The sequence below is a fragment of the Allobosea sp. P4_H5 genome (assembly GCF_056400825.1).
On the sequence record NZ_JBFUKM010000025.1, the window covers coordinates 18,594 to 37,382 of the forward strand.

The 18,789-nt window shown below is 67.2% G+C and carries 24 protein-coding genes; 17 read left to right on the forward strand and 7 right to left on the reverse strand.

Annotated features, from left to right (window positions below; translation table 11 throughout):
* Nucleotides 1-5: 5 nt before the first annotated feature.
* The 5 genes from AC1DS0_RS30245 to AC1DS0_RS30265 are packed head-to-tail and all read right to left on the reverse strand — an operon-like array spanning nucleotide 6 to nucleotide 3,315.
* Nucleotides 6-479 (reverse strand): tripartite tricarboxylate transporter TctB family protein, encoded by a 474-nt coding sequence (locus tag AC1DS0_RS30245; RefSeq protein ID WP_476817904.1) that lies wholly within the window; start codon nucleotides 477-479, stop codon nucleotides 6-8.
* 47 nt (nucleotides 480-526) lie between these two features.
* Nucleotides 527-1,465, reverse strand: a complete 939-nt coding sequence (locus AC1DS0_RS30250) for a Bug family tripartite tricarboxylate transporter substrate binding protein (RefSeq protein ID WP_476817905.1) — start codon at nucleotides 1,463-1,465, stop codon at nucleotides 527-529.
* Nucleotides 1,466-1,494: 29 nt separating this feature from the next.
* Nucleotides 1,495-2,391 (reverse strand): SMP-30/gluconolactonase/LRE family protein, encoded by an 897-nt coding sequence (locus AC1DS0_RS30255; protein WP_476817906.1) that lies wholly within the window; start codon nucleotides 2,389-2,391, stop codon nucleotides 1,495-1,497.
* A 10-nt stretch (nucleotides 2,392-2,401) separates the two neighbouring features.
* On the reverse strand, nucleotides 2,402-3,130 hold the full coding sequence (locus AC1DS0_RS30260; protein WP_476817907.1) for an RraA family protein: 729 nt from the start codon (nucleotides 3,128-3,130) through the stop codon (nucleotides 2,402-2,404).
* Entirely contained in the window at nucleotides 3,127-3,315 is a 189-nt protein-coding gene (locus AC1DS0_RS30265) for a hypothetical protein (RefSeq protein WP_476817908.1), read from the reverse strand. The genes AC1DS0_RS30260 and AC1DS0_RS30265 overlap by 4 nt, the downstream gene beginning before the upstream one ends.
* Nucleotides 3,316-3,533: 218 nt before the next feature.
* Between AC1DS0_RS30265 and AC1DS0_RS30270 the strand changes: the two genes are divergently transcribed.
* The 16 genes from AC1DS0_RS30270 (at nucleotide 3,534) to argC (ending at nucleotide 15,120) form a co-directional block, all read left to right on the forward strand.
* On the forward strand, nucleotides 3,534-4,388 hold the full coding sequence (locus tag AC1DS0_RS30270) for an IclR family transcriptional regulator (RefSeq protein WP_476817909.1): 855 nt from the start codon (nucleotides 3,534-3,536) through the stop codon (nucleotides 4,386-4,388).
* 93 nt (nucleotides 4,389-4,481) lie between these two features.
* A complete protein-coding gene (locus AC1DS0_RS30275) occupies nucleotides 4,482-5,435 on the forward strand; it encodes a 2-hydroxyacid dehydrogenase (RefSeq protein ID WP_476817910.1) in 954 nt (317 codons plus the stop codon).
* A gap of 17 nt (nucleotides 5,436-5,452) precedes the next feature.
* Nucleotides 5,453-5,764 carry an NIPSNAP family protein gene (locus tag AC1DS0_RS30280; protein WP_152014327.1) on the forward strand — a complete coding sequence of 104 codons (312 nt, stop codon included), beginning with the start codon at nucleotides 5,453-5,455 and terminating at the stop codon, nucleotides 5,762-5,764.
* 300 nt (nucleotides 5,765-6,064) lie between these two features.
* A complete protein-coding gene (locus AC1DS0_RS30285; RefSeq protein ID WP_152014328.1) occupies nucleotides 6,065-6,313 on the forward strand; it encodes a hypothetical protein in 249 nt (82 codons plus the stop codon).
* Between the two features lie 9 nt (nucleotides 6,314-6,322).
* Nucleotides 6,323-6,547 carry a hypothetical protein gene (locus AC1DS0_RS30290; RefSeq protein WP_476817911.1) on the forward strand — a complete coding sequence of 75 codons (225 nt, stop codon included), beginning with the start codon at nucleotides 6,323-6,325 and terminating at the stop codon, nucleotides 6,545-6,547.
* An 88-nt stretch (nucleotides 6,548-6,635) separates the two neighbouring features.
* Complete coding sequence (locus AC1DS0_RS30295; protein WP_476817912.1) at nucleotides 6,636-6,842, forward strand: hypothetical protein; 207 nt, start codon at nucleotides 6,636-6,638, stop codon at nucleotides 6,840-6,842.
* An 83-nt stretch (nucleotides 6,843-6,925) separates the two neighbouring features.
* Nucleotides 6,926-7,159, forward strand: coding sequence for a hypothetical protein (locus tag AC1DS0_RS30300; protein WP_476817913.1), 234 nt, complete (start codon nucleotides 6,926-6,928; stop codon nucleotides 7,157-7,159).
* Between the two features lie 116 nt (nucleotides 7,160-7,275).
* On the forward strand, nucleotides 7,276-7,755 hold the full coding sequence (locus tag AC1DS0_RS30305; RefSeq protein ID WP_476817914.1) for a GNAT family N-acetyltransferase: 480 nt from the start codon (nucleotides 7,276-7,278) through the stop codon (nucleotides 7,753-7,755).
* A gap of 243 nt (nucleotides 7,756-7,998) precedes the next feature.
* On the forward strand, nucleotides 7,999-8,313 hold the full coding sequence (locus tag AC1DS0_RS30310; protein WP_476817915.1) for an NIPSNAP family protein: 315 nt from the start codon (nucleotides 7,999-8,001) through the stop codon (nucleotides 8,311-8,313).
* An 18-nt stretch (nucleotides 8,314-8,331) separates the two neighbouring features.
* Nucleotides 8,332-10,194 carry a TRAP transporter large permease gene (locus AC1DS0_RS30315; RefSeq protein ID WP_476817916.1) on the forward strand — a complete coding sequence of 621 codons (1,863 nt, stop codon included), beginning with the start codon at nucleotides 8,332-8,334 and terminating at the stop codon, nucleotides 10,192-10,194.
* A complete protein-coding gene (locus tag AC1DS0_RS30320; protein ID WP_476817917.1) occupies nucleotides 10,185-11,168 on the forward strand; it encodes a TRAP transporter substrate-binding protein in 984 nt (327 codons plus the stop codon). The genes AC1DS0_RS30315 and AC1DS0_RS30320 overlap by 10 nt, the downstream gene beginning before the upstream one ends.
* A gap of 45 nt (nucleotides 11,169-11,213) precedes the next feature.
* Nucleotides 11,214-11,969 carry an SDR family oxidoreductase gene (locus AC1DS0_RS30325; protein ID WP_476817918.1) on the forward strand — a complete coding sequence of 252 codons (756 nt, stop codon included), beginning with the start codon at nucleotides 11,214-11,216 and terminating at the stop codon, nucleotides 11,967-11,969.
* Nucleotides 11,970-12,073: 104 nt separating this feature from the next.
* Nucleotides 12,074-12,352, forward strand: coding sequence for a hypothetical protein (locus AC1DS0_RS30330; RefSeq protein WP_476817919.1), 279 nt, complete (start codon nucleotides 12,074-12,076; stop codon nucleotides 12,350-12,352).
* 21 nt (nucleotides 12,353-12,373) lie between these two features.
* On the forward strand, nucleotides 12,374-13,330 hold the full coding sequence (gene speB, locus AC1DS0_RS30335; protein ID WP_476817920.1) for an agmatinase: 957 nt from the start codon (nucleotides 12,374-12,376) through the stop codon (nucleotides 13,328-13,330).
* A gap of 94 nt (nucleotides 13,331-13,424) precedes the next feature.
* On the forward strand, nucleotides 13,425-13,940 hold the full coding sequence (locus AC1DS0_RS30340; RefSeq protein WP_476817921.1) for a P-loop nucleotide/nucleoside kinase family protein: 516 nt from the start codon (nucleotides 13,425-13,427) through the stop codon (nucleotides 13,938-13,940).
* Between the two features lie 247 nt (nucleotides 13,941-14,187).
* Nucleotides 14,188-15,120 (forward strand): N-acetyl-gamma-glutamyl-phosphate reductase, encoded by a 933-nt coding sequence (argC, locus tag AC1DS0_RS30345; RefSeq protein WP_476817922.1) that lies wholly within the window; start codon nucleotides 14,188-14,190, stop codon nucleotides 15,118-15,120.
* A 487-nt stretch (nucleotides 15,121-15,607) separates the two neighbouring features.
* Here argC and AC1DS0_RS30350 read toward each other — a convergent pair whose 3' ends face one another.
* Nucleotides 15,608-16,456: a fumarylacetoacetate hydrolase family protein gene (locus tag AC1DS0_RS30350; RefSeq protein ID WP_476817923.1), complete on the reverse strand. Its 849-nt coding sequence runs from the start codon at nucleotides 16,454-16,456 to the stop codon at nucleotides 15,608-15,610.
* 465 nt (nucleotides 16,457-16,921) lie between these two features.
* On the opposite strand from AC1DS0_RS30350, the gene AC1DS0_RS30355 reads away from it, so the two are divergent.
* Nucleotides 16,922-18,280, forward strand: a complete 1,359-nt coding sequence (locus AC1DS0_RS30355; protein ID WP_476817924.1) for an OmpP1/FadL family transporter — start codon at nucleotides 16,922-16,924, stop codon at nucleotides 18,278-18,280.
* 157 nt (nucleotides 18,281-18,437) lie between these two features.
* Here AC1DS0_RS30355 and AC1DS0_RS30360 read toward each other — a convergent pair.
* Nucleotides 18,438-18,789: autotransporter outer membrane beta-barrel domain-containing protein (locus tag AC1DS0_RS30360; RefSeq protein ID WP_476817925.1), on the reverse strand; the 352-nt coding region annotated here is incomplete at its 5' end.

Genomic DNA, 18,789 nt, shown 5'->3' on the forward strand with positions numbered 1-18,789 from the left:
CCGCCTCAGAAGCCGAGCCAGGGGCCGAAAGCCGGGATCGGCAGCCCGAGCAGCGTGACGAAGGTAAGGACGCTGAAGGCGGAGAGCCCGATCGCCAGCGCAAGGAAGGGCCAGAGACGGAACCGCTCGCTGGCGAGACCCGAGATCATCACGAGCAGCACGGTCGAGGCCGCGAGGCCGAGCCCTTCGACGGTGACGCCGAACAGGCCGCTGGCGACGAGGACGAGCGCGGCCTTGCGCCAGGCGAAGCCCGTCATCGCTTCGCCCGACGACAGGAATGCCTGCACGACCAGGACAAGGCCGATGACGGCGAGCACGCCGCCCAGCGCGGTCGGAAAATAGCCCGGCCCCATGCGCCCGGCATGTCCCATCGCATAGCCGCGGGCCAGCGCCATCGCCAGCAAGCTGAAGGCAATGAAGATCAGGCCGGACCACAGATCCTTGCTGCCGGCGATGCGCCCGGGCGCTTTGCTGCTCATGTCATGGGTCTCGATGTCGAAAGCTCAGGCCGCGGGCCGGCCGCGCCTCATTCGGCGCGGATGCCGTTTGCCTTCAGCCAGGGCAGCCAGCGCGCGAAATCGGCGTCGAGCCGCGCCTTGAAGGCAGCGGTGTCCTGCGGATCGGTCAGCCCGTTATCGGCGAGCTTCGCCGCGATCTGCGGTTGCTTGACCACCTTGGCGATAGCATCGGCGATCTTCTGCTTCTGCGCCGAGGAAGCGCCCTTCGGCATCAGCACGCCGTACCAGTTGGTCAGCATCAGGTCCGGCATGCCGGCCTCGGTCGCGCTGGGGATCTCGGGCAGCAGGGTGGAGCGCTTGGTGTCGAAGATGACGAGGCCCTTGAGCCGGCCGTCCTTGACGTATTGGCGCAGGATCGGCACGTCGGCGTTGACGAAGTCGACCGAGCCGGCGATCAGGTCGGTCAGCGCTGGCGCGGCGCCGCGATAGGCGATCTGCTCCATCGCGACCTTGGCCGATTTGGCGAAAAGCTCGGCGCCGAGATGCATGGTGCCGCCGCTGCCGGTCGAGCCGTAGTTCAGCTTGGTGCCCTTGGCCTTCTCGACCAGGCCCTTGAGATCGTTGACGCCGAGCGAGGGGCGCACCGCGATCATCGTCTGCACCTCGCCGAGCAGATAGACCGGCTCGATGTCCCTCTGCGCGTCATAGGGCACGCTCGCCATGGTGCCGGCGCTCAGCACCAGCGCCGAGGTGGTCAGCAGGAGCGTGCGCCCGTCCGCCTTCTCGCGCGTCGCTGCCGCGGTCCCGATCGTGCCGCCGGCCCCGCCACGGTTCTCGACGATCACCGTGCCGCCGAGCTCCTTGCCGAGATCGGGCGCGATGATCCGCGCGAACAGGTCGGTCGGCCCGCCGGCCGCAAACGGCACGAGCAGCTTGATGGTTTCGGCCGCCTTGGCCGGCGTCGCCAGGATTGCGGCGAGTGCGACCGCCTTGATGATAGGGTGCATGGTTCGTCCTCCCAGACTGCGTTGTTTTTTCAGCCCGCGAAGCGCGGCTCGGGCAGGCCGCGCACGCCGACATCGAGCGCCAGCAGGGCGCCGGCGAGCGGCTCAACCGCGAGCGTCTCCGGCGCCAGGCGCTGCGAGTGGCTGGTGATGTAGAGCGTGGCGAGGTCCTTGCCGCCGAAGACGGGGCAGGTCGGGTTGGTCACCGGCAACTGGATGATCCGGTCGACGCTCCCGTCCGGCGCCTGGCGCACGAGGTGGCCGGTCGCGACCATGCAGGTCCAGAGATAGCCTTCCACGTCGACGGTCGCGCCGTCGGGCCGGCCGAGTTGGTGCGTCCAGTCGGCGAAGGCGCGCCGGTTGCTGATCGTGCCTTCATCCAGGTCGTAGTCGAACGCGAAGCTCGTCTGGTTATGCGTGTCGGCGAAGTACATTGTGCCGCCATCCGGACTCCAGGCGATCGAGTTCGGCAGCACGAAGCCGTCATGCATCGCCTTGCAGCCATGGTCGGCGTCGAGCCGGTAGAGCACACCGACTGGGACACGGTTGTGGTCGTGCATGCTGCCGACCCAGAAGCGCCCGCGCGGATCGCAGCGCCCGTCGTTGAGCCGCATGCCGGGGACGTCACCGACCGGATCGGCGATCCGCCTGGGCGGTTCGCTCGTCGCGGGATCGTAGATATAGATGCCGCTATTGGTGCCCATCACGAAACCGCCGGCCTCGCGCGGCGCGATCGAGCCGATCATCAGGTCGGCCTGCAGCCGGCGGGCCTCGTGCCTGTCGGTGACCGGGTCATAGGATTGCAGTGCCGGCCGGCGCACATCGACCCACCACAGCCGCTTCGTCCGCTCGCACCAGCGCGGCGTTTCGCCGAGGATATCGGCGCTCTGCACGGCGCAACGGACCTCGACATCGTCTTCCACGGTCATCGTCAAAGCCTCACTTGTATTTGGTGGCGGCGAGCGTCTTCAGGTCGATGCCAGCCGCGATGTCGCTCTTCTGGCGATTGTCGCCGGCGTCGATCTTCTCGGCCTCGCGCAGCACGGCCTCGACTTCGGCGAAGGGCACGAAGACGATGCCGGCCTCGTCCGCGACGACGAGGTCGCCGGCATCGACCGAGACGCCGGCAATGCGGACGCGGCCGTTGATCTCGACCGTCTCCAGCCGCCATTTGCCGGTGATCGGCGTGACGCCGCGCGACCAGATCGGGAAACTGCGCTCGCGCGAGGAATCGGGATCACGGAACGAGCCGTCGATCACGGCGCCGACGCAGCCGGCACGATGGGCGACGGAGGCCGACTGGCCGCCCATATTCGACAGCCCGGTCAGCCCTTCGATGACGACGACGTCGCCAGGCTCGGCCTGGTTGTAGGCCTCGTGCTCGCCCATCTTGCCGACCCGGCTCGCGGCGGCGGCGGTCGCGCTCTGCGGCCGCTCGACATTGCGCACCGTGACGGCCTGACCGACGACGCGGCCGCTCGCCAGCGTCGGCGCCAGCGTCGAGGCCGGAATCGCGCCGAACAGACCGAGATTGTCCATCGCGTCGCAGACCGCGCTGGTCAGGTCGGAGAGCGCGCCATAGCGCTGCAGCAGATCGGGCGACAGGCGTGGCAACTCGGTCCGCCGGATGGCTTCCGGCGGCACGCGGCCGGTCAGGGGCTTGGTCATGGAAAGGCGCCTGCGGATGCTGGAGGGAGCCCGGCCGGAACGATGGGGCTGACAGCCCGCACCAATGCGAGCTGTTCCTGGCGCGCCTCGCTTTCCGCGAAACGGAGACGCTGGTCCGCATGGGCGCAGGCGGCGATGGCCGCGCGCACCTCAGGCATCACCGGCGTCAGAAAGGCGATCTCCACCCCGTCCATCCTTCTCGGTTGGCCGGGATGCTGTCCTACAATAAGTGCTTCGTCAACGATCCCGTATTATGAGATTTTTTTGGATATGCGTGAGTTTCGCTCATAACGCTTTGGAAAGGCGTGGATTTCGTCTCACTTGGCAAAGCGAAGGAGCTCTGCTAGCTCTCGAAAGAGAGGAATGATCTCGTATTATGGGATTTGATGTGAAGGGGCGAGGTGTGTCGAACGAGGCCTTCCTGGTCGAGACGATCGAGGATGTCGCCGAGCCCGGCGATGGTGCAGCGAAGGAGGGCGAGTCGCTGCTGAGCAGCCTCGGCCGGGCCTTGAGCGTGCTCGACATGTTCTCGTTGTCGACGCCGCTGGTGGCGGTCGAGGAGATCATCGCCCAGCTCGGCTGCAGCCGGTCGACCGCCTATCGCTATCTGAAGGAATTGAGCGATGTCGGCCTGCTCAGCCCGGCCTCGAACGGCAGCTATGGCCTGGGCGCGCGCATCATCGAGCTCGAGCGCCTGGTCGCGCTGACCGATCCGCTCTACCGGGCCGGGCAGGAGGTGCTGCACGGGCAGCCTTGCGACAACACCGCGTTGCTGCTGCACAGCCTCTATGGCGACAAGGTGCTCTGCATTTTCAAGGAGGGGCCCGACGCGCTGGAGCATGACGGCAAGCGGGTCATCATCCGCCGGGCGCGCGGGCTGCCTTTCCCGCTGTTCCAGGGCGCGGCCTCGCTGGCTTTGCTGCCCTATCTCTCGGCCCATCGCATCCGCGAGATCTATCTGCGCAGCCCCGCGGAGATCGCAGCGGCGGGCCTCGGCGACAGCTGGGACCAGTTCCGCCGCGCCATGGCGACGATCCGGCGCGCCGGCTACGCCACCAGCCATGGCCGGATCACGCCCTATCTCAGCGGCGTCGCCGTGCCGATCCTGCCGCCCGACGGCTCGCGCGTCGTCGGCAGTCTCGCCCGCACGATACCGACCGCGGCGCTCTCCACTGAGGCGGAAGCGCGCGCGGCCGCCGAACTCACCGAACTCGGACAGCGCATCGCGGAGCGGTATCTTGCTCTGTTGCGCGTCTGAGGCCGCTTTCGCCGCGGCACGCCGAGGGCAGGGCACTGACTGCCCGTACCGGCACGCTGCGGAGGCTTTTGCAATGCCGAGGCTCGACACGCCATGCCTAGCTCAACGCCCCGCCTTCTCGAAATCGGCCCGCTGCCGCCAGGGCTGAGCAAAGCGGCGCGCGAGCGCTTCGCCGTGCATCCGCTCTGGCAGGAGGCCGATCCGGCCGGCTTCCTCGCCAGTCATCACGGCGCTTTCGCCGGCGCGGTCACCATGGCGCGCCATGCCTGCTCGGCGGAGCTGTTCGCGGCGATCTCCGGCGGCGTGGTCGCCTCGTTCGGCGTCGGCACCGAGAAGCTCGATCTGGCGGCGGCCGCCCGGTTCGGCGTCCAGGTCGCGATCACGCCCGATGTCCTCAATGACTGCGTTGCGGACACCGCCTTCGGGCTGATCCTGGCGACGACGCGGCAGCTCGTGAACGCCGACCGCTTCGTGCGCGAAGGACGCTGGAAGGCCGGCGCCTTTCCACTTGCGACGCAGGCGACGGGCAAGCGCCTCGGCATCGTCGGCCTCGGCAAGATCGGCCGCGAGATCGCGCGCCGCGCTGCCGGTTTCCGCATGGATATCCGCTATTTCGGCCGGCGCCGGCAGGCCGATGTGCCCTATGGTTTCGTCCCCGACCTGATCGATCTGGCGCGCTGGGCCGATATCCTCGTCCTGTCCTGCAGCGGCGGTCCGGCGACGCGCCATCTCGTCTCGGCGGCCGTGCTCGAAGCGCTTGGTCGCGACGGCTTCCTCGTCAATGTCGCGCGCGGCAGCGTCGTTGACGAGGCTGCCCTGGTCGAGGCTCTCGTCGCGGGCAACATCGCTGGTGCGGGCCTCGACGTCTATGCCGACGAGCCGAACGTGCCGGCGGAGCTTATCGAGAGCGATAAGGTCGTGCTTCTCCCTCACATCGCCGCGAGCACGCATGAGACGCGGCGCGCCATGGAAGCGCTGGTCATCGCCAATCTCGACGCCTTCTTCACTTCGGGCGCCGTTCTGACCCCACCTAAGCCATCAGCCTGAGCAGGATCACTCTCGCCATGATCATCGAGCACCGGACCTATGTCGTCGAGCACGGGCGGACCGAAGAATATCTCGAGCGTTACCGGCAGCTGGGGCTGCCGGTGCAGCAAAAGTACCTTGGGCGGCTGCTCGGTGTCTTCGTCAGCGAGATCGGGCGGCTCAATGAGGTCCTCTACATCTGGGTCTATGACAGCCTTGCCGATCGCGAGGAGAGGCGGGCGAAGCTCGACGCCGATCCGGCGTGGCACGAGTTCCGGCGCGGCAACCGCGGCACCTTCGTCCAGCAGGACGTCAAGATCATGCGCTACGCCTCGTTCAGCCCGCACTGACCGGTCTGGCGGGCGGGGCGCTCCGGCCGGACGCATGGGCTTGCGGGCACGCATCGACATCTCGCGAAATCATCGATTCTGGCTCGTGGCATAATCGTGGCCAGATTGCGGCGCGTTGCGGGTAGCAAAGCCGCAAGCTGATCTGCTATGCGTTCATGGGGGGAAGAGCGGTGATCTGCCTGCCGATCTGGCTGCTCACCATGGATAAACATGCGGGGCGCGCGCGAAAACGGTCCTGACCGACGCAAGCCGCGGCAAGCGGTGCTGGACATATTTCCGCCGCAAGACAGGAGAAATGCCATGCTCAAGATAGCCATCGCCGCAGCAGGGTTCGCTGCTCTCAGCCTCGCGGCCGCTCCGGCCTTCGCCCAGGGCAAGAAGGGCAAGGACGAATTCCTTGGCGTCGACATGGATACCGGCCGGACCTATTACGACGGTCGCAACGACGGCAAATACTGCCTCTACAAGACGGTGCGAGTCTTCAACCGCTACACCGGCTACTACGAGAACCGGCGCGTGCGCCGTTGTGGCCGCGGCCTCTATATGTGAGCGGCTGACATGACCCGTACCGCGAAGTTCATAATCGCCCTTGGCCTTGCGTCCGCAGCAGCGGCCTGCGGCCCGACCGTCGTCGCCGATCCCAACGGCCGGCTCATCAACACCGGGCTGGTGCAGGATGGCGACTGCCTGACCCGCACCGTCATGGTCTATGACCGCGAGCTCGGCTACGAGCGCGCGGTCCAGCAGCAGTTCTGCGGCGGGCGTCCCCGTATCGCGCGCTGATACTGCAGGCCCCGCTTCCTAAGAGGGGGCGGGGCCTCCGTTTTTTGCTAGGGTTCGGTGAATCGCTCGGTCGTCCCGGAGAGAACCCGTGCCAAAACTCTGCAAGTTCACCTCGCCCAGCGACGGCAAGCCCGTCTATGTCAATCCCGACCAGGTCAGCGTCGTCTACACCTTCAAGGGCCAGCCCCCCGACACGATCATCGCCTTCCGCAAGGACTTCCAGCTCGGTGTGAAGGAAAGCCTGGAAGAGACTGTCAGGATTCTCGAAAGCGCTGCCGAGAGCACCGATCGCTGACGCCGTGAGCCGGCGCAGTTCTCTCCCCATAGCCGCCGGATTGTCGCCCCAAAGCAGCCATGCGGCATTTCCATCCTCGCCTCATGAGGATCATCGCTGCATCTGCTCTCACCCTGGCGCTCAGTGCTTGCGCGAGCACGCCGGACCCGGTCGTCGAGGACCGCTCGCGCTGCGACGCCTATGGCTTCCAGCGCGGCACCGACGCATACGCCAACTGCGTCATGACGCAGGATCGCGATCGCGACCGCCGCTACGAACGCCAGGCGGGGCAGCGGCCCTCCCGCGCCGAACGACCTTATAGCTCCGAAGAAGAATAGCCTCCGGTCCCGGGCCTCCATCTGACGGGTGCGGATGAGGAGCTGCAGTTCCTGTCGGGTTCGTGCCGCCTCGGGCTATTTAAGTCAGCCCCATGATCCACGCATCGCAGCTTGAAATGGTGCGACTTGTCGTCAGGCCTTTCATGCAGGCCGACGCCCCGTCGCTTGTCGCGCTCTTTGCCGACCCGGAGGTCCATCGCTTCGTCGATGATGGGCAACCGCTTGCGCCTGATGTCGCTGCGCTCTGGATCAAGCGCTCGGCCGCCAATCTCGAACGCTTCGGCTACGGCACCGGCGCCGTGGTCGAGCGCGCCGGCGGCGAATTGATCGGCTGGGCCGGCTTCGCCCGGCCGGGCGACGGCACGCAGGAAGTGATCTACGGGCTGCGGCGAGCGAGCTGGGGCAGGGGATTAGGCAAGGAATTGCTCGCTGGCCTGGTTACTTTCGCGGCGGAGCGCGGCATCACGCCGGTGAGAGCCACGGTCGATCCGGACAATGGCGCCTCGGTGCATCTGCTGCGACAAGCCGGATTCGTGCTGGCCGAACCGGGCTATCGCGGCGATGCCGGGGCCGATCTTTATCTGCATGGCGGCTGAGCGCCCGGTCGCTCAAAAAAAGCAAGATGTTGCTCCTGGACGGCTCAATCGTAGTTCATTCTTCTCCGTGGCGCGGGTCCCGCGCGAAGTCCCGTCACCGGCAGCCGTTCGCCGGCTGTGATGGGCCGCCGTCATGCGCCGATCGCAGGCTCGGCCGGAGCCGCGCCGGTTGGGCTTTGCCATGAAGACGGCTACTGATCGCTCGGCCGCTGGGCGGCTTCGCCATCAGGGACCGGCAGGACGATGATCCTCGACGAGCGCACCTACGCCATCAAGCCCGCGCATGTGCGCGACTATCTCGACCTCTATGTCGCCGAGGGGATGGAATTGCAGATCTCCCATCTCGGCCATCTGATCGGCTGGTTCACCACCGATAGCGGCGTCGTCAACGAGGTCGTGCATATGTGGCGCTTCGAGGATGCCGGCGATCGCGAGCGCCGSCGCGCCGCGATGGAAGCCGATCCGCGCTGGCAGATCTTCCGCGCCAAGGCGGCCCCTTACGTCCTCGAGATGCGCAGCCGGATCCTGCGGCCGACGCATTTCTCGCCGCTGCGCTGAGCCGTGCCGGGCACTGCCATGGCTGCTGCGCCGACCCAGCCATCCGCCCAGCCGCGGGAGGCACGCGGGCTCGCTCTGCTCGTGGCGAGCCTCGAATGGCTGGGCGCGGCGATCCTTGCCGTGCTTTTCCTCGTGGTGATGGCCGCGGTCACGCGCCGCTATCTGCTCGGAGATGGCCTCGTCTGGTCGGACGAGCTTGCGATCTGGCTCAATGTCGCGCTCGTGGCCGTCGGCGCGCCCCTGGCGGCGACCAGCGCGCTCGCCATGCGGCTCGACGTCGTCGTCAACCTGCTCCCTGCATCGGCACGGCGCATCGCCGCCATCCTGGCCGAGGCGATCGCCGTCCATGGTACGCTGGTGCTGGCGCTCGGCGGCGCCAGCGTCGCGGCGCTTGTTGGCGGCACCTCGACCGTGCTCGGCCTGCCCGAGAGCCTGCGCTTTGCGACCTTCGCGGTCGGCGGCGGGCTGACGCTCGTCGTCGTGTTCTGGCGGGCAGCGCTGACGCAATCCTGGCCGGCGGCGCTCGGAGCGCTCGTGATCGGCGCGGGTCTCTATGGGCTGGCGAACAGCGTGACCGGCCTTTTCGTTGGAACGCCGAGCCTGATCGCCGGGCTCGCCGCAGCAGCAGGGCTCCTGCTCGGTGCGCCTTTGCCCTTTGCGCTCCTGGCCGGCGTCTCGCTCTCAGGCGCCTTCGGTGGCCTGCTGCCGGAGCCGGCCATCGTCCAGAACACGGTGGCGGGCGTCTCGAAATTCCTGCTGCTGGCGATCCCGTTCTTCCTGCTCGCCGGCGAACTCTTGACCGCGGGCGGCCTCGCCGAGCGGCTGGTGCGCTTTGCCGCCGCGCTGGTCGGACATTTCCGGGCCGGGCTGGCCCAGACCGCTTTGGTCGCCAGTGTCTTGTTCTCCGGCGCTTCAGGCTCCTCGGTCGCCAATGCCGCCTTCGGTGCCAAGGTGATGGCGCCGGCTCTGGTCGCGCGTGGCTATCCGCCCGCTAACGCCGCTGCGATCGTCGCCGGCGTCTCGATGCTCGACAACATCATCCCACCCTCGATCGCCTTCCTGATCCTGGCGGCGGCGACCAATCTCTCGGTCGGCTCGCTGCTGGTCGGCGGCTTCGTCGCGGGTGCTGTGCTCACGCTGGCGCTCGCCATCGGCATCCATCTCAGCGTCCGCGGCGTCGTCGATTCCGCACCTCGCGCCAGCGGTGCCGAGCGGGCACGGTCCTTTGTCGGCGCGTTGCCGGCGATCGGGCTCGGCATCGTCGTCGTGGTCGGCATTCGCTTCGGCGTGGTCACGGTGACCGAAGCCTCGGCGCTCGCCGTCGCCTATGCGCTCGTCGCCTGCCTGCTGCTGCGCAGCCTGAATGGAGCGACCGTGCTCGCGTCCCTGCGCAAGGCGGCGGGGGAAGCCGCGGCGGTCGGATTGCTGATCGGCGCCTCCGCGCCCTTCGCCTTCCTGCTCGCGGTTGACCGCATCTCCGAGCAGATGGCCGGGCTGGTGACCGCACTCGGCGGCGGGCCGCTTGCGGTGATGCTGCTCTCCAACCTCGTCCTGCTGATCGCCGGCCTCTTCCTCGATATCGGCGCGGCGATTCTCTTGCTGGCGCCCCTGCTGCTGCCGGCCGCCATCGCCGCCGGGCTCGATCCGATCCAGTTCGGCGTCGTGCTGGTGGTCAACCTGATGATCCACGGGCTGACGCCGCCGCTCGGCATCCTCGTCTTTGTCGTCAGCGGAATCATGCGCTTGTCGCCGGCTGCGGTGTTCCGCGCAGTGCTGCCCTTGCTGGCGAGCCTGCTGGTCGCGCTCTTCGTCCTCTGTCTTGCGGTGGCGGCCTGGCCGTCGCTACCTGTCTCCATCAAGGAGTTGTTCCGATGGCTTTGACCCGCCGCGCCTTCGCTGCCGCCTCGATCGCGGCACCAGTCATCCTGTCGGGCCGCGCCTTCGCCGCCGGCCGGCCGGTCACAGTCGCCTCGCTGCTCGGCGAGGACAAACCAGAGACGAAGATCTGGCGCCGTGTCACCGAGCAGCTCGCGCAGAGCGCGCCCGGCCGCTTCGACCTGCGCGTCGTGCCCAATGCCGCGCTCGGCGGCGAGAAGGAGGTCGCGGAGGGCCTGCGGCTCGGCTCGGTCCAGGCCTCGCTGTTCACGATCTCGGCGCTGTCGTCCTGGGTGCCGGATGGCCAGCTCCTCGACTTGCCTTTCCTCTTCCGTGACCGGCAGCATCTGAAGCGCGTGCTGGCCGGGCCGCTCGGCGAGGAGCTCAAGCGCAAATACGAGGCGCAGGGCTTCGTCGTGCTCGGCTTCATCAATTACGGCGCCCGCCATCTCCTCGCCAAGGAGCCGTTGACCACGCCGGCCAGCATCAAGGGCAAGCGCATCCGCGTCATCCAGAGCCCGCTACACACCGAACTCTGGTCGGGCTTGGGCGCCTATCCGACGCCGATCCCGATCCCGGAGACCTACAACGCGCTCAAGACCGGCGTGGTCGACTGCATGGACCTGACCAAGTCGGCCTATGTCGGCTTCAAGCTGCACGAGGTCGTGCCCTATCTGATCGAGACCGGCCATATCTGGGCCACCGGCGTCGTCGCCGTCTCCGCGTCGTTCTGGAAGGGCCTCTCGGCTGAGGACAAGACGGCCTTCTCGGCCGCAGCTGCAGAAGGCGCGGGCTATTTCGACGAGCTCATCATCGCCGACGAGGACGCCTCGATGGCCAAGGCCAAGGCCGAGGGCGGCAAGGTCGTGCAGCCGGAGGATCGTCCCGGCTGGGACGCCGGCGCGCGCAAGGTCTGGGCTTCCTTCGCGCCGAAGCTTGGTGGCCTGGAGAAGATCGAGGCGATTGCCAGCGGCAGCTGACGCAGCCGCGATCCGATCGCTTGAGTTCAAAGGAGAGCCATCCGTATGTCCGACCGTCCCGTCCTTCTCGTCACCGGCGGCAGCCGCGGCATCGGCGCTGCGATCTGCCGCTTTGCCGCCGATCGCGGCTATGACGTCGCCGTGAACTATCAGGGGAATGCGCAGGCGGCGGCCGATGTGGTCGCTTCCTGCGGCCGGGCAGGAGCGAGGGCGGTCGCGATCCAGGGCGACATGGCGAACCTCGCCGACATCACCCGCGTTTTCGCCGAGGCCAAGACAGCGCTCGGGCCGCTGACCGCGGTGGTCAACAACGCTGCCATCACCGGCAAGAGCAGCCCGCTCGCCAAATCGGACCCGCAGGTGATCCGCGCCTGCATCGACCTCAACGTCACCGGCGCGATCCTCGTCGCGCGCGAGGCGGCTCAGGCCCTGCTCGCCAATGAAGGCGCGAAGAACCGCGCCATCGTCAACATCTCCTCGATCGCGGCCGGGCTCGGCTCGCCCAACGAATACGTCTGGTACGCCGCCTCGAAGGCGGCGGTCGATTCCATGACCATCGGCCTGGCGATCGAGCTTGCCCCGGCCGGCATCCGCGTCAATGCGGTATCGCCCGGCATGACGCGGACGGACATCCACGCGCTCTCGGCCGGGGATGCCGGCCGCGTCGACCGCATCGCGCCTACGATCCCGCTGAGGCGCGTCGCCGAGCCGGAGGAGATCGCTGAAGCGGTGCTGTTCGCGCTGTCCGAGGCCGCGTCCTACGTGGTCGGCTCGATCATCCGGGTCGGCGGCGGCCGCTAGATCCCGCCAGACGACAGAATCGGCTGCCACAGCAGCCGCAGACGGCTGGAGCTGCAGGCTGGCCGTGCTAAATCGGCTGCCGTCCTGTTCAACCGGAAGCCGCCATGCGCGTCCTGTTCGTCCTGATCGCCTTCGGCATGGTCGCGGTGCCGGCGCTGCTCGCGCTGGCGCGCACCGACCTGCCGCGCGGCCGTCGGATCGTCAACGCGCTGATCGTCTTCCTGGCCCCGGCCTTTGCGCTCGGCCTGATCCATGGGGTGCCGGAGCTCGACGGCAGGGCGCTGCAATATCCGGTCGTCTGGACGACGCTGCGGCTTGTCCTGACCGGGCTCGCTTTGATCCTGCCCTGGTGTCTCTATGTCTGGCTGAACGGCCGGCGCTGACTTCCCGACGGATTTTTTGACATGACCGAACCTGCCCAGATCCCGCCGATCGACCACGCCTTCACCGGCGACCGCAAGGGCCCGGCCCATGACCCGACCTATGCCGGCGCGCTCTCCTTCATGCGCCGCCGCTACAGCAAGGACGTCGCCGGTTGCGATGCCGTGGTCTGGGGGGTGCCGTTCGATCTCGCCGTCTCGAACCGGCCGGGCACCCGCTTCGGGCCGCAGGCGATGCGCCGCGTCAGCGCGATCTTCGACGGCGATCTGCAGTATCCCTCGCGCATCGACCCGTTCGAGACGCTCGCCGTGGTCGACTATGGCGATTGCCTCTTGCCGCGCAGCGATCTGCAGGGCTGCGCCCGGGCGATCGAAAGCGAGGCGGCTGCGATCATCGCCAGCGGCGCCCAGCTCGTCACGCTCGGCGGCGACCATTTCATCACCCTGCCGCTGCTGCGCGCCCATGTCGCCCGCCATGGCAAGCTCGCCATCGTCCAGTTCGACGCGCATCAGGACACCTGGGATGACGGCGTCGGCGCGATCAGCCACGGTACCTTCGTGCTCGAGGCGGTGCGCGAAGGGCTGATCGACACCGAGCGCTCGATCCAGGTCGGCATCCGCACCGTTGCGCCGCGCGATTGCGGGATCACAGTGATCGATGCCTATCAGGCACATGCGCTTGGCGTGGATGGCATCGCGGCGCGGATCAAGGAGAGGGTCGGGCAAGGGCCGGCCTATCTCACCTTCGACATCGACGCGCTCGATCCTGCCTTCGCGCCCGGCACCGGTACGCCTGTTTCCGGCGGGTTCTCCTCGGCGGAGGCGCTGCGCCTGGTCTGGGCGATCCGCGATCTCGATTTCCGCGGCATGGACATTGTCGAGGTCTCGCCGCCCTATGATCATGCCGATGCGACCGCGATCGCGGGCGCGGCGGTGGCGCAGCACTATCTGCAGGCGCTGGCGCTGAAGAAGGCCGGTTGAATCGGGTTGCGAGGTGCTTGAATCATCCTGACAAGGCTAGGCATCAAGCGCTTAAAAATATTCGGAAAACCGACCTGACCAACCGGAGACATCCGTGCTGATCGTCTTCAGTGGACTTCCGGGCAGCGGCAAGACAACGCTTGCCCGCGAGCTCGCGGCGAGGCGATCGGCGGCCTATCTGCGGATCGACAGCATCGAGCATGTGCTTCGCGCCGCTTCGCCCGACAGCGAGATCGGCCCGGCGGGTTATGCCGTCGCTCAGGCGATCGCGGGCGGAAACCTTTCGCTCGGCGTCGCGGTCGTGGCCGATTGCGTGAACCCGGTCGCCGAGAGCAGGGCGGCATGGCGCGAGCTTGCTCGCGCCTCGGCCGTGCCGCATCTCGACATCGAAGTTGTCTGTTCCGACAAGGCGGAGCATCGCCGCAGGGTCGAGCAGCGAAAGTCCGATATCCCGGGATTTACCGTCCCCGACTGGGCCTCGGTGGAGACGCATGATTATCAGTCCTGGACCGGCGATCGGCTGATCGTCGACACCGCCGTCCTTTCGGTCGAGGACGCCCTGCGCCTGATCGACGACCGATTGGCGTCCTTGGTGTGCAGCGTCGATTGACAGGCGGTCGGGCAGGGAACATATAGCCCCGCATGACCACGAACCCGACCCGACGTCGCACCGAACAGGCCGCTCCGGCGCGCCCGCGATGACGCTCGGCTTCTAGCCCGAACGCCCGCGACCGCGCCCCGAGCGCGGTTTTTTTTATGCCCGTCGCAAAACTGACGTCCGGTCTTGCGACAAGGCCAAGTTCCAGAGCCAGCCAACCAGTTCCGTCCGCTTCCACCAGACGCCTTGCGAGGGTCCGATGAGCCAGAACCTGAAATCCATCTTCATCGACGGCGAAGCCGGCACCACCGGGCTCGGCATCCGCGAGCGCCTCGCCGACGTGGCGGAGGTCGTGGTCAAGAGCATCGATCCCGACAAGCGCAAGGATCCTGCCGCCCGCAAGGCGATGATGGCGGGCGTCGATCTCGTCGTCCTCTGCCTGCCCGACGATGCGGCCAAGGAATCCGTCGCGCTTGCCGACGAACTCGGCAGCGACGCGCCCAAGATCGTCGACGCCTCGACCGCCCATCGCGTCGCAGCCGACTGGACCTATGGCTTCGCCGAGCTCGAGCCGGGCTTCGCGCAAAAGGTCGCCAACGCCAACCGCGTCGCCAACCCCGGCTGCTATCCGACCGGCGGCATCGCGCTGCTGCGCCCGCTCGTCGATGCCGGGCTGCTGCCGGCCGACTATCCCGTCACCGTCAATGCGGTCTCCGGCTATTCCGGCGGCGGCAAGAGCATGATCGAGGCCTATGAGGCCGGTACGGCGCCCGATTTCGAGCTCTACGGCCTCGGCCTCAAGCACAAGCACCTGCCTGAGCTGCAGGTCTATTCGCGGCTGGAGCGGCGGCCGATCTTCGTGCCCTCGGTCGGTAATTTCCGGCAGGGCATGCTGGTTTCGGTGCCGTTGCATCTCGATGCCCTGCCCGGGAAGCCCAAGCCCGCCGATCTCGAAGCGGCGCTGGCCGAGCGCTATGCCGGCTCGACCTATGTCAGCGTCCTGCCGGCTGAAGCTGGCGGCAAGCTCGAGCCGGAGGCGCTCAACGATACCAACAAGCTCGAGCTGCGCGTTTACGGCAATGCCGATCTCGGCCAGGCCGTGCTCGTCGCCCGGCTCGACAATCTCGGTAAAGGGGCCTCCGGCGCCGCTGTCCAGAACATCCGCCTGATGCTCGGCCTGCCGGAAAGTTGACAGCGGTTCACATCCGGCTCCGTTTTCCTTCACTCCGACGAAACAGTGCCTGCACCCCCCAAATGGGGGATGCGGTCATGTCTGCTAGCGATCATAGCTGAACGCGGCGGCTAGAGAGCGGGGGCGATTCGATGCCGGGATTCGATACGTTGGGCGCGCGTCTGGCGCGCAGCCGGCGCAGGCTTGAGCGTGAGCGCGCCGAGGTGAGCATCGAGCGGCCGGCTCAGGACGGGCTCGATCTCGCCGTCCGGAGAGATGATGCGTCTGACGTCCCGGCCGGCATGCCGATGCCGGCATCTGCGCAAGTGATCAGGTTTCCAAGCCCGAATGGGCGTCTCAGGGACTGAAGCAGCCGTGCCAGGGTACGGCTGCCAGCGCTGCCGGGGGGAGGTCGAACAGCCCCCCGGCGGCGCTTTTTCTTTCGGCTCTAGACGTTGGATCGAGGTCGCGGCCGGCTCGCCWGCAAAGGCGGCCGGCCGCTGCCGTTTCAGCCTGCGTAGGGCTTGAAGAGCTGCTTCTGCGTGCCGAGGCCCTCGATGCCGAGGGCGACGGTCTCGCCGCCCTTGAGGAAACGCGGCGGCTTGAAGCCGAGGCCGACGCCGGGCGGGGTGCCGGTGGTGATGACGTCGCCCGGATCGAGCTGCATGAACTGGCTGATATAGTGGACGAGATAGGCGGCGCCGAAGATCATCGTCTTGGTCGAGCCGTTCTGGACGCGCTCGCCATCGACTTCGAGCCACATGGCGAGATTCTGCACGTCGGCGATCTCGTCCGGGGTCACCAGCCAGGGGCCGAGCGGGCCGAAGGTCGGGCAGCCCTTGCCCTTGGCCCATTGCCCGCCGCGCTCGGTCTGGAACTCGCGCTCGGAGACGTCGTTGCAGACGCAGAAGCCGGCGATCGCGGCCATCGCGTCCTTCTCGGCGATATAGGAGCCGCCGTCGCCGATCACGATGGCGAGCTCGACCTCCCAGTCGGTCTTCTTCGAGTTCTTCGGGATGATCACGTCGTCATTGGGGCCGACGATGCAGTTCGGGGCCTTGTTGAACAGGATCGGTTCGGGCGGGATCGCGGCGCCGGTCTCGGCGGCATGGTCGGCGAAGTTGAGGCCGACGGCGATGAAATTGCGGACATCGCCGACGCAAGCGCCGATACGCGGCGAACCATCGACCAGCGGCAGTGATTCGGGGGACAGGGCCTTCAGCTTGGCGAGCGAGGCGGATTTGAGCGCCGCGCCGGCGAGGTCGGAGACATGCGCCGAGAGGTCGCGCAGCTTGCCGGCAGAGTCGATAACGCCGGGCTTCTCCTGACCGAATGCGCCGTAACGAACCAGTTTCACGTCGTTTCCCCCTTTTCAATCGTTTCAAACAGGGTGTGTAAAGCAAGACCGAAGGTCGCGCCGATCCTGTGCGGACTGCCCCCGCGATGCAAGCCCGCCGCGACGCATGCCATGCTTGCGGGTGTGCCGGGAGTTGTGGCGCTTATGCAACGCTCCTCACGAAAGCGCGTCCAAGTTCGGAGGTTGTCGTCGGGGCTATGCTGCGACGCACAATGGCAAAATCCACGATAGTTCGCATCTAAACTATCTTTTCGGCCGCCGGCTTTGCCGCGGGGCGCGCGAAACGCGGCCTTTTTGCACGTTTTTGGCCCTGCCGATGCGGAAACTCGGTCGAGCAAGGCGATTTGGCGGCGATCAAGGCGGGATTGCGGCGGAAACCGGCAGGCGGCATGGTGATGACAGATTCCGCGGCCTGCTTCGCCGCAACCGCCACAACAAGAACCTCAGCCTGGGGAAGACGCCGCGATGAAGAGCCTTCTGAAACTCACCACCGCCGCCACCGTCTCGCTTTCGGCGCTGCTGGCGGCCGGCGCGGCTTCGGCGAGCTCCTTCGCGATCCGCTCGGGCCAGAGCGCCGAAGGTCTCGGCATGGCCTATGCCGGCGCGGCGGCGGGCGGCATCGGCATGGGCTCGATGGCCTGGAACCCGGCGACGATCACCATGTTCCCGGGCCGCAACAGCCAGTGGAACTTCACCTATCTCTATGCCAACGGCGACTATCAGCCGACCTCGACGACCACGGTGCGCACCCCCTCGGGCGTCACGGTTCCGATCCAGGCCGCCGGCGGCAGCACCCTCGGCACCGGTAATATTGGCGGCGATGGCGCCTTCATCCCGGCCTCCTATTCGTCCTGGCAGCTGACCGACCGGTTCTGGATCGGTCTTACCACCGGCGCGCCGTTCGGCCTGCGCTCGAAGCCCGACAACCAGGTCAATGCGGCGCAGGTCTTCGGCCGTTCGGCTAGGGTGCAGACGATCAACGTCTCCCCGACGATCGGCTACAAGGTCAACGACTGGCTCTCGATCGGCGCGGCGCTGCAGGTGCAGTACTTCAAGGCCAGCCTGAAGCAGGCCAACGGCGTCACTGCCGCCGCAACGCCGATCATCATCCAGGGCGACACGATCGATTTCGGCTATCGCTTCGGCGCCACGCTGACCCCGTTCGACGGCACGACGATCGGCTTGGCCTACCGCTCCTCGGTCAAGCAGACGCTGGAAGGTAGCTTGCGGAGTGCGGCTACCGGTTACATTCCGGTCAAGGCCAACCTGAACCTGCCCGACTCGGTCGTGCTGGGTGTCTCGCAGGTCATCAACGATCAGTGGCAGGCTCATCTCGGCGTGGAGTGGACGAACTGGAGCCGGTTCCGCAACATCCCGGTCGTGACCCGCGCTGGCGGCACCCCGGTCACCAGCCTGAACTTCCAGTATGACGACAGCTGGTTCTTCTCCGGCGGTGTCGAGTACAAGTATAGCCGCGACCTGACCCTGCGCGCCGGTGTGGCTTATGAGCTCTCGGCCGTGAACGACGACAACCGCCAGATCTTCATCTCGGACAACGACCGGCTCTGGCTCAGCGCCGGTCTGAGCTACCAGCTCACCGAGAAGTTCAAGCTCGACGTCGGCTACACCTATATCCACGTCAACAAGGCCAAGGTGAACTATACCGGCAACAATCCGCAGCAGGTCTTCAATCCGTCGCTGCGGGCGGTGTCCTATACCGGCCAGGCCGAGCCCTATATCCACGTCGTCTCCGCTGCTCTGACCTATCGCTGGGACAACCCGGCCGAGACGATCCCGGTCCGCCCGGTCGTTCGCAAGAACTGAGCGGTTCGTCCTCTGCTGACGAAAGAGCCGGCCTTCGGGCCGGCTTTTTTTGTTGGGCCACGCCTTGGGGAAGGGTTCGGAGCATTGCCCGCAGGCGACCGAACAAAGGAAGGGCAGAAAGGCTTGCTCGGCCAACGGCGGCTGATCGCCTCCCGCTTCAGAACCGCATCTCGACGCGTCCCTTGAGGGCGTGATCGCGGGAGCGTTCGCCGATCGCCGCCGAGTAGGTCAGGCCGAGCGCGGTGGCCTGGGAGATGCGCCAGTCGAGCCCGGCCTCGGCCACCAGCGCCTCGCGGTCGATCCGGGCTGCGAAGACCGTGGCCGGGGTGGTTCCGGCGACGAAGGCGGTGCGGGCCTGCGGGGTGAGCTCGCCAAAGCCGTGGCGCCAGCCGAGCATGGCGCGCGCGAACAGCGGCATCGCCCCGAGCTGCGCCTCGGCCCGCAGGCCCAGCGTGGTGAAGCCGAGTGTCTGGTCGCTGGAGAGCACGCGCAGGGCCGCAGCCCCGCCG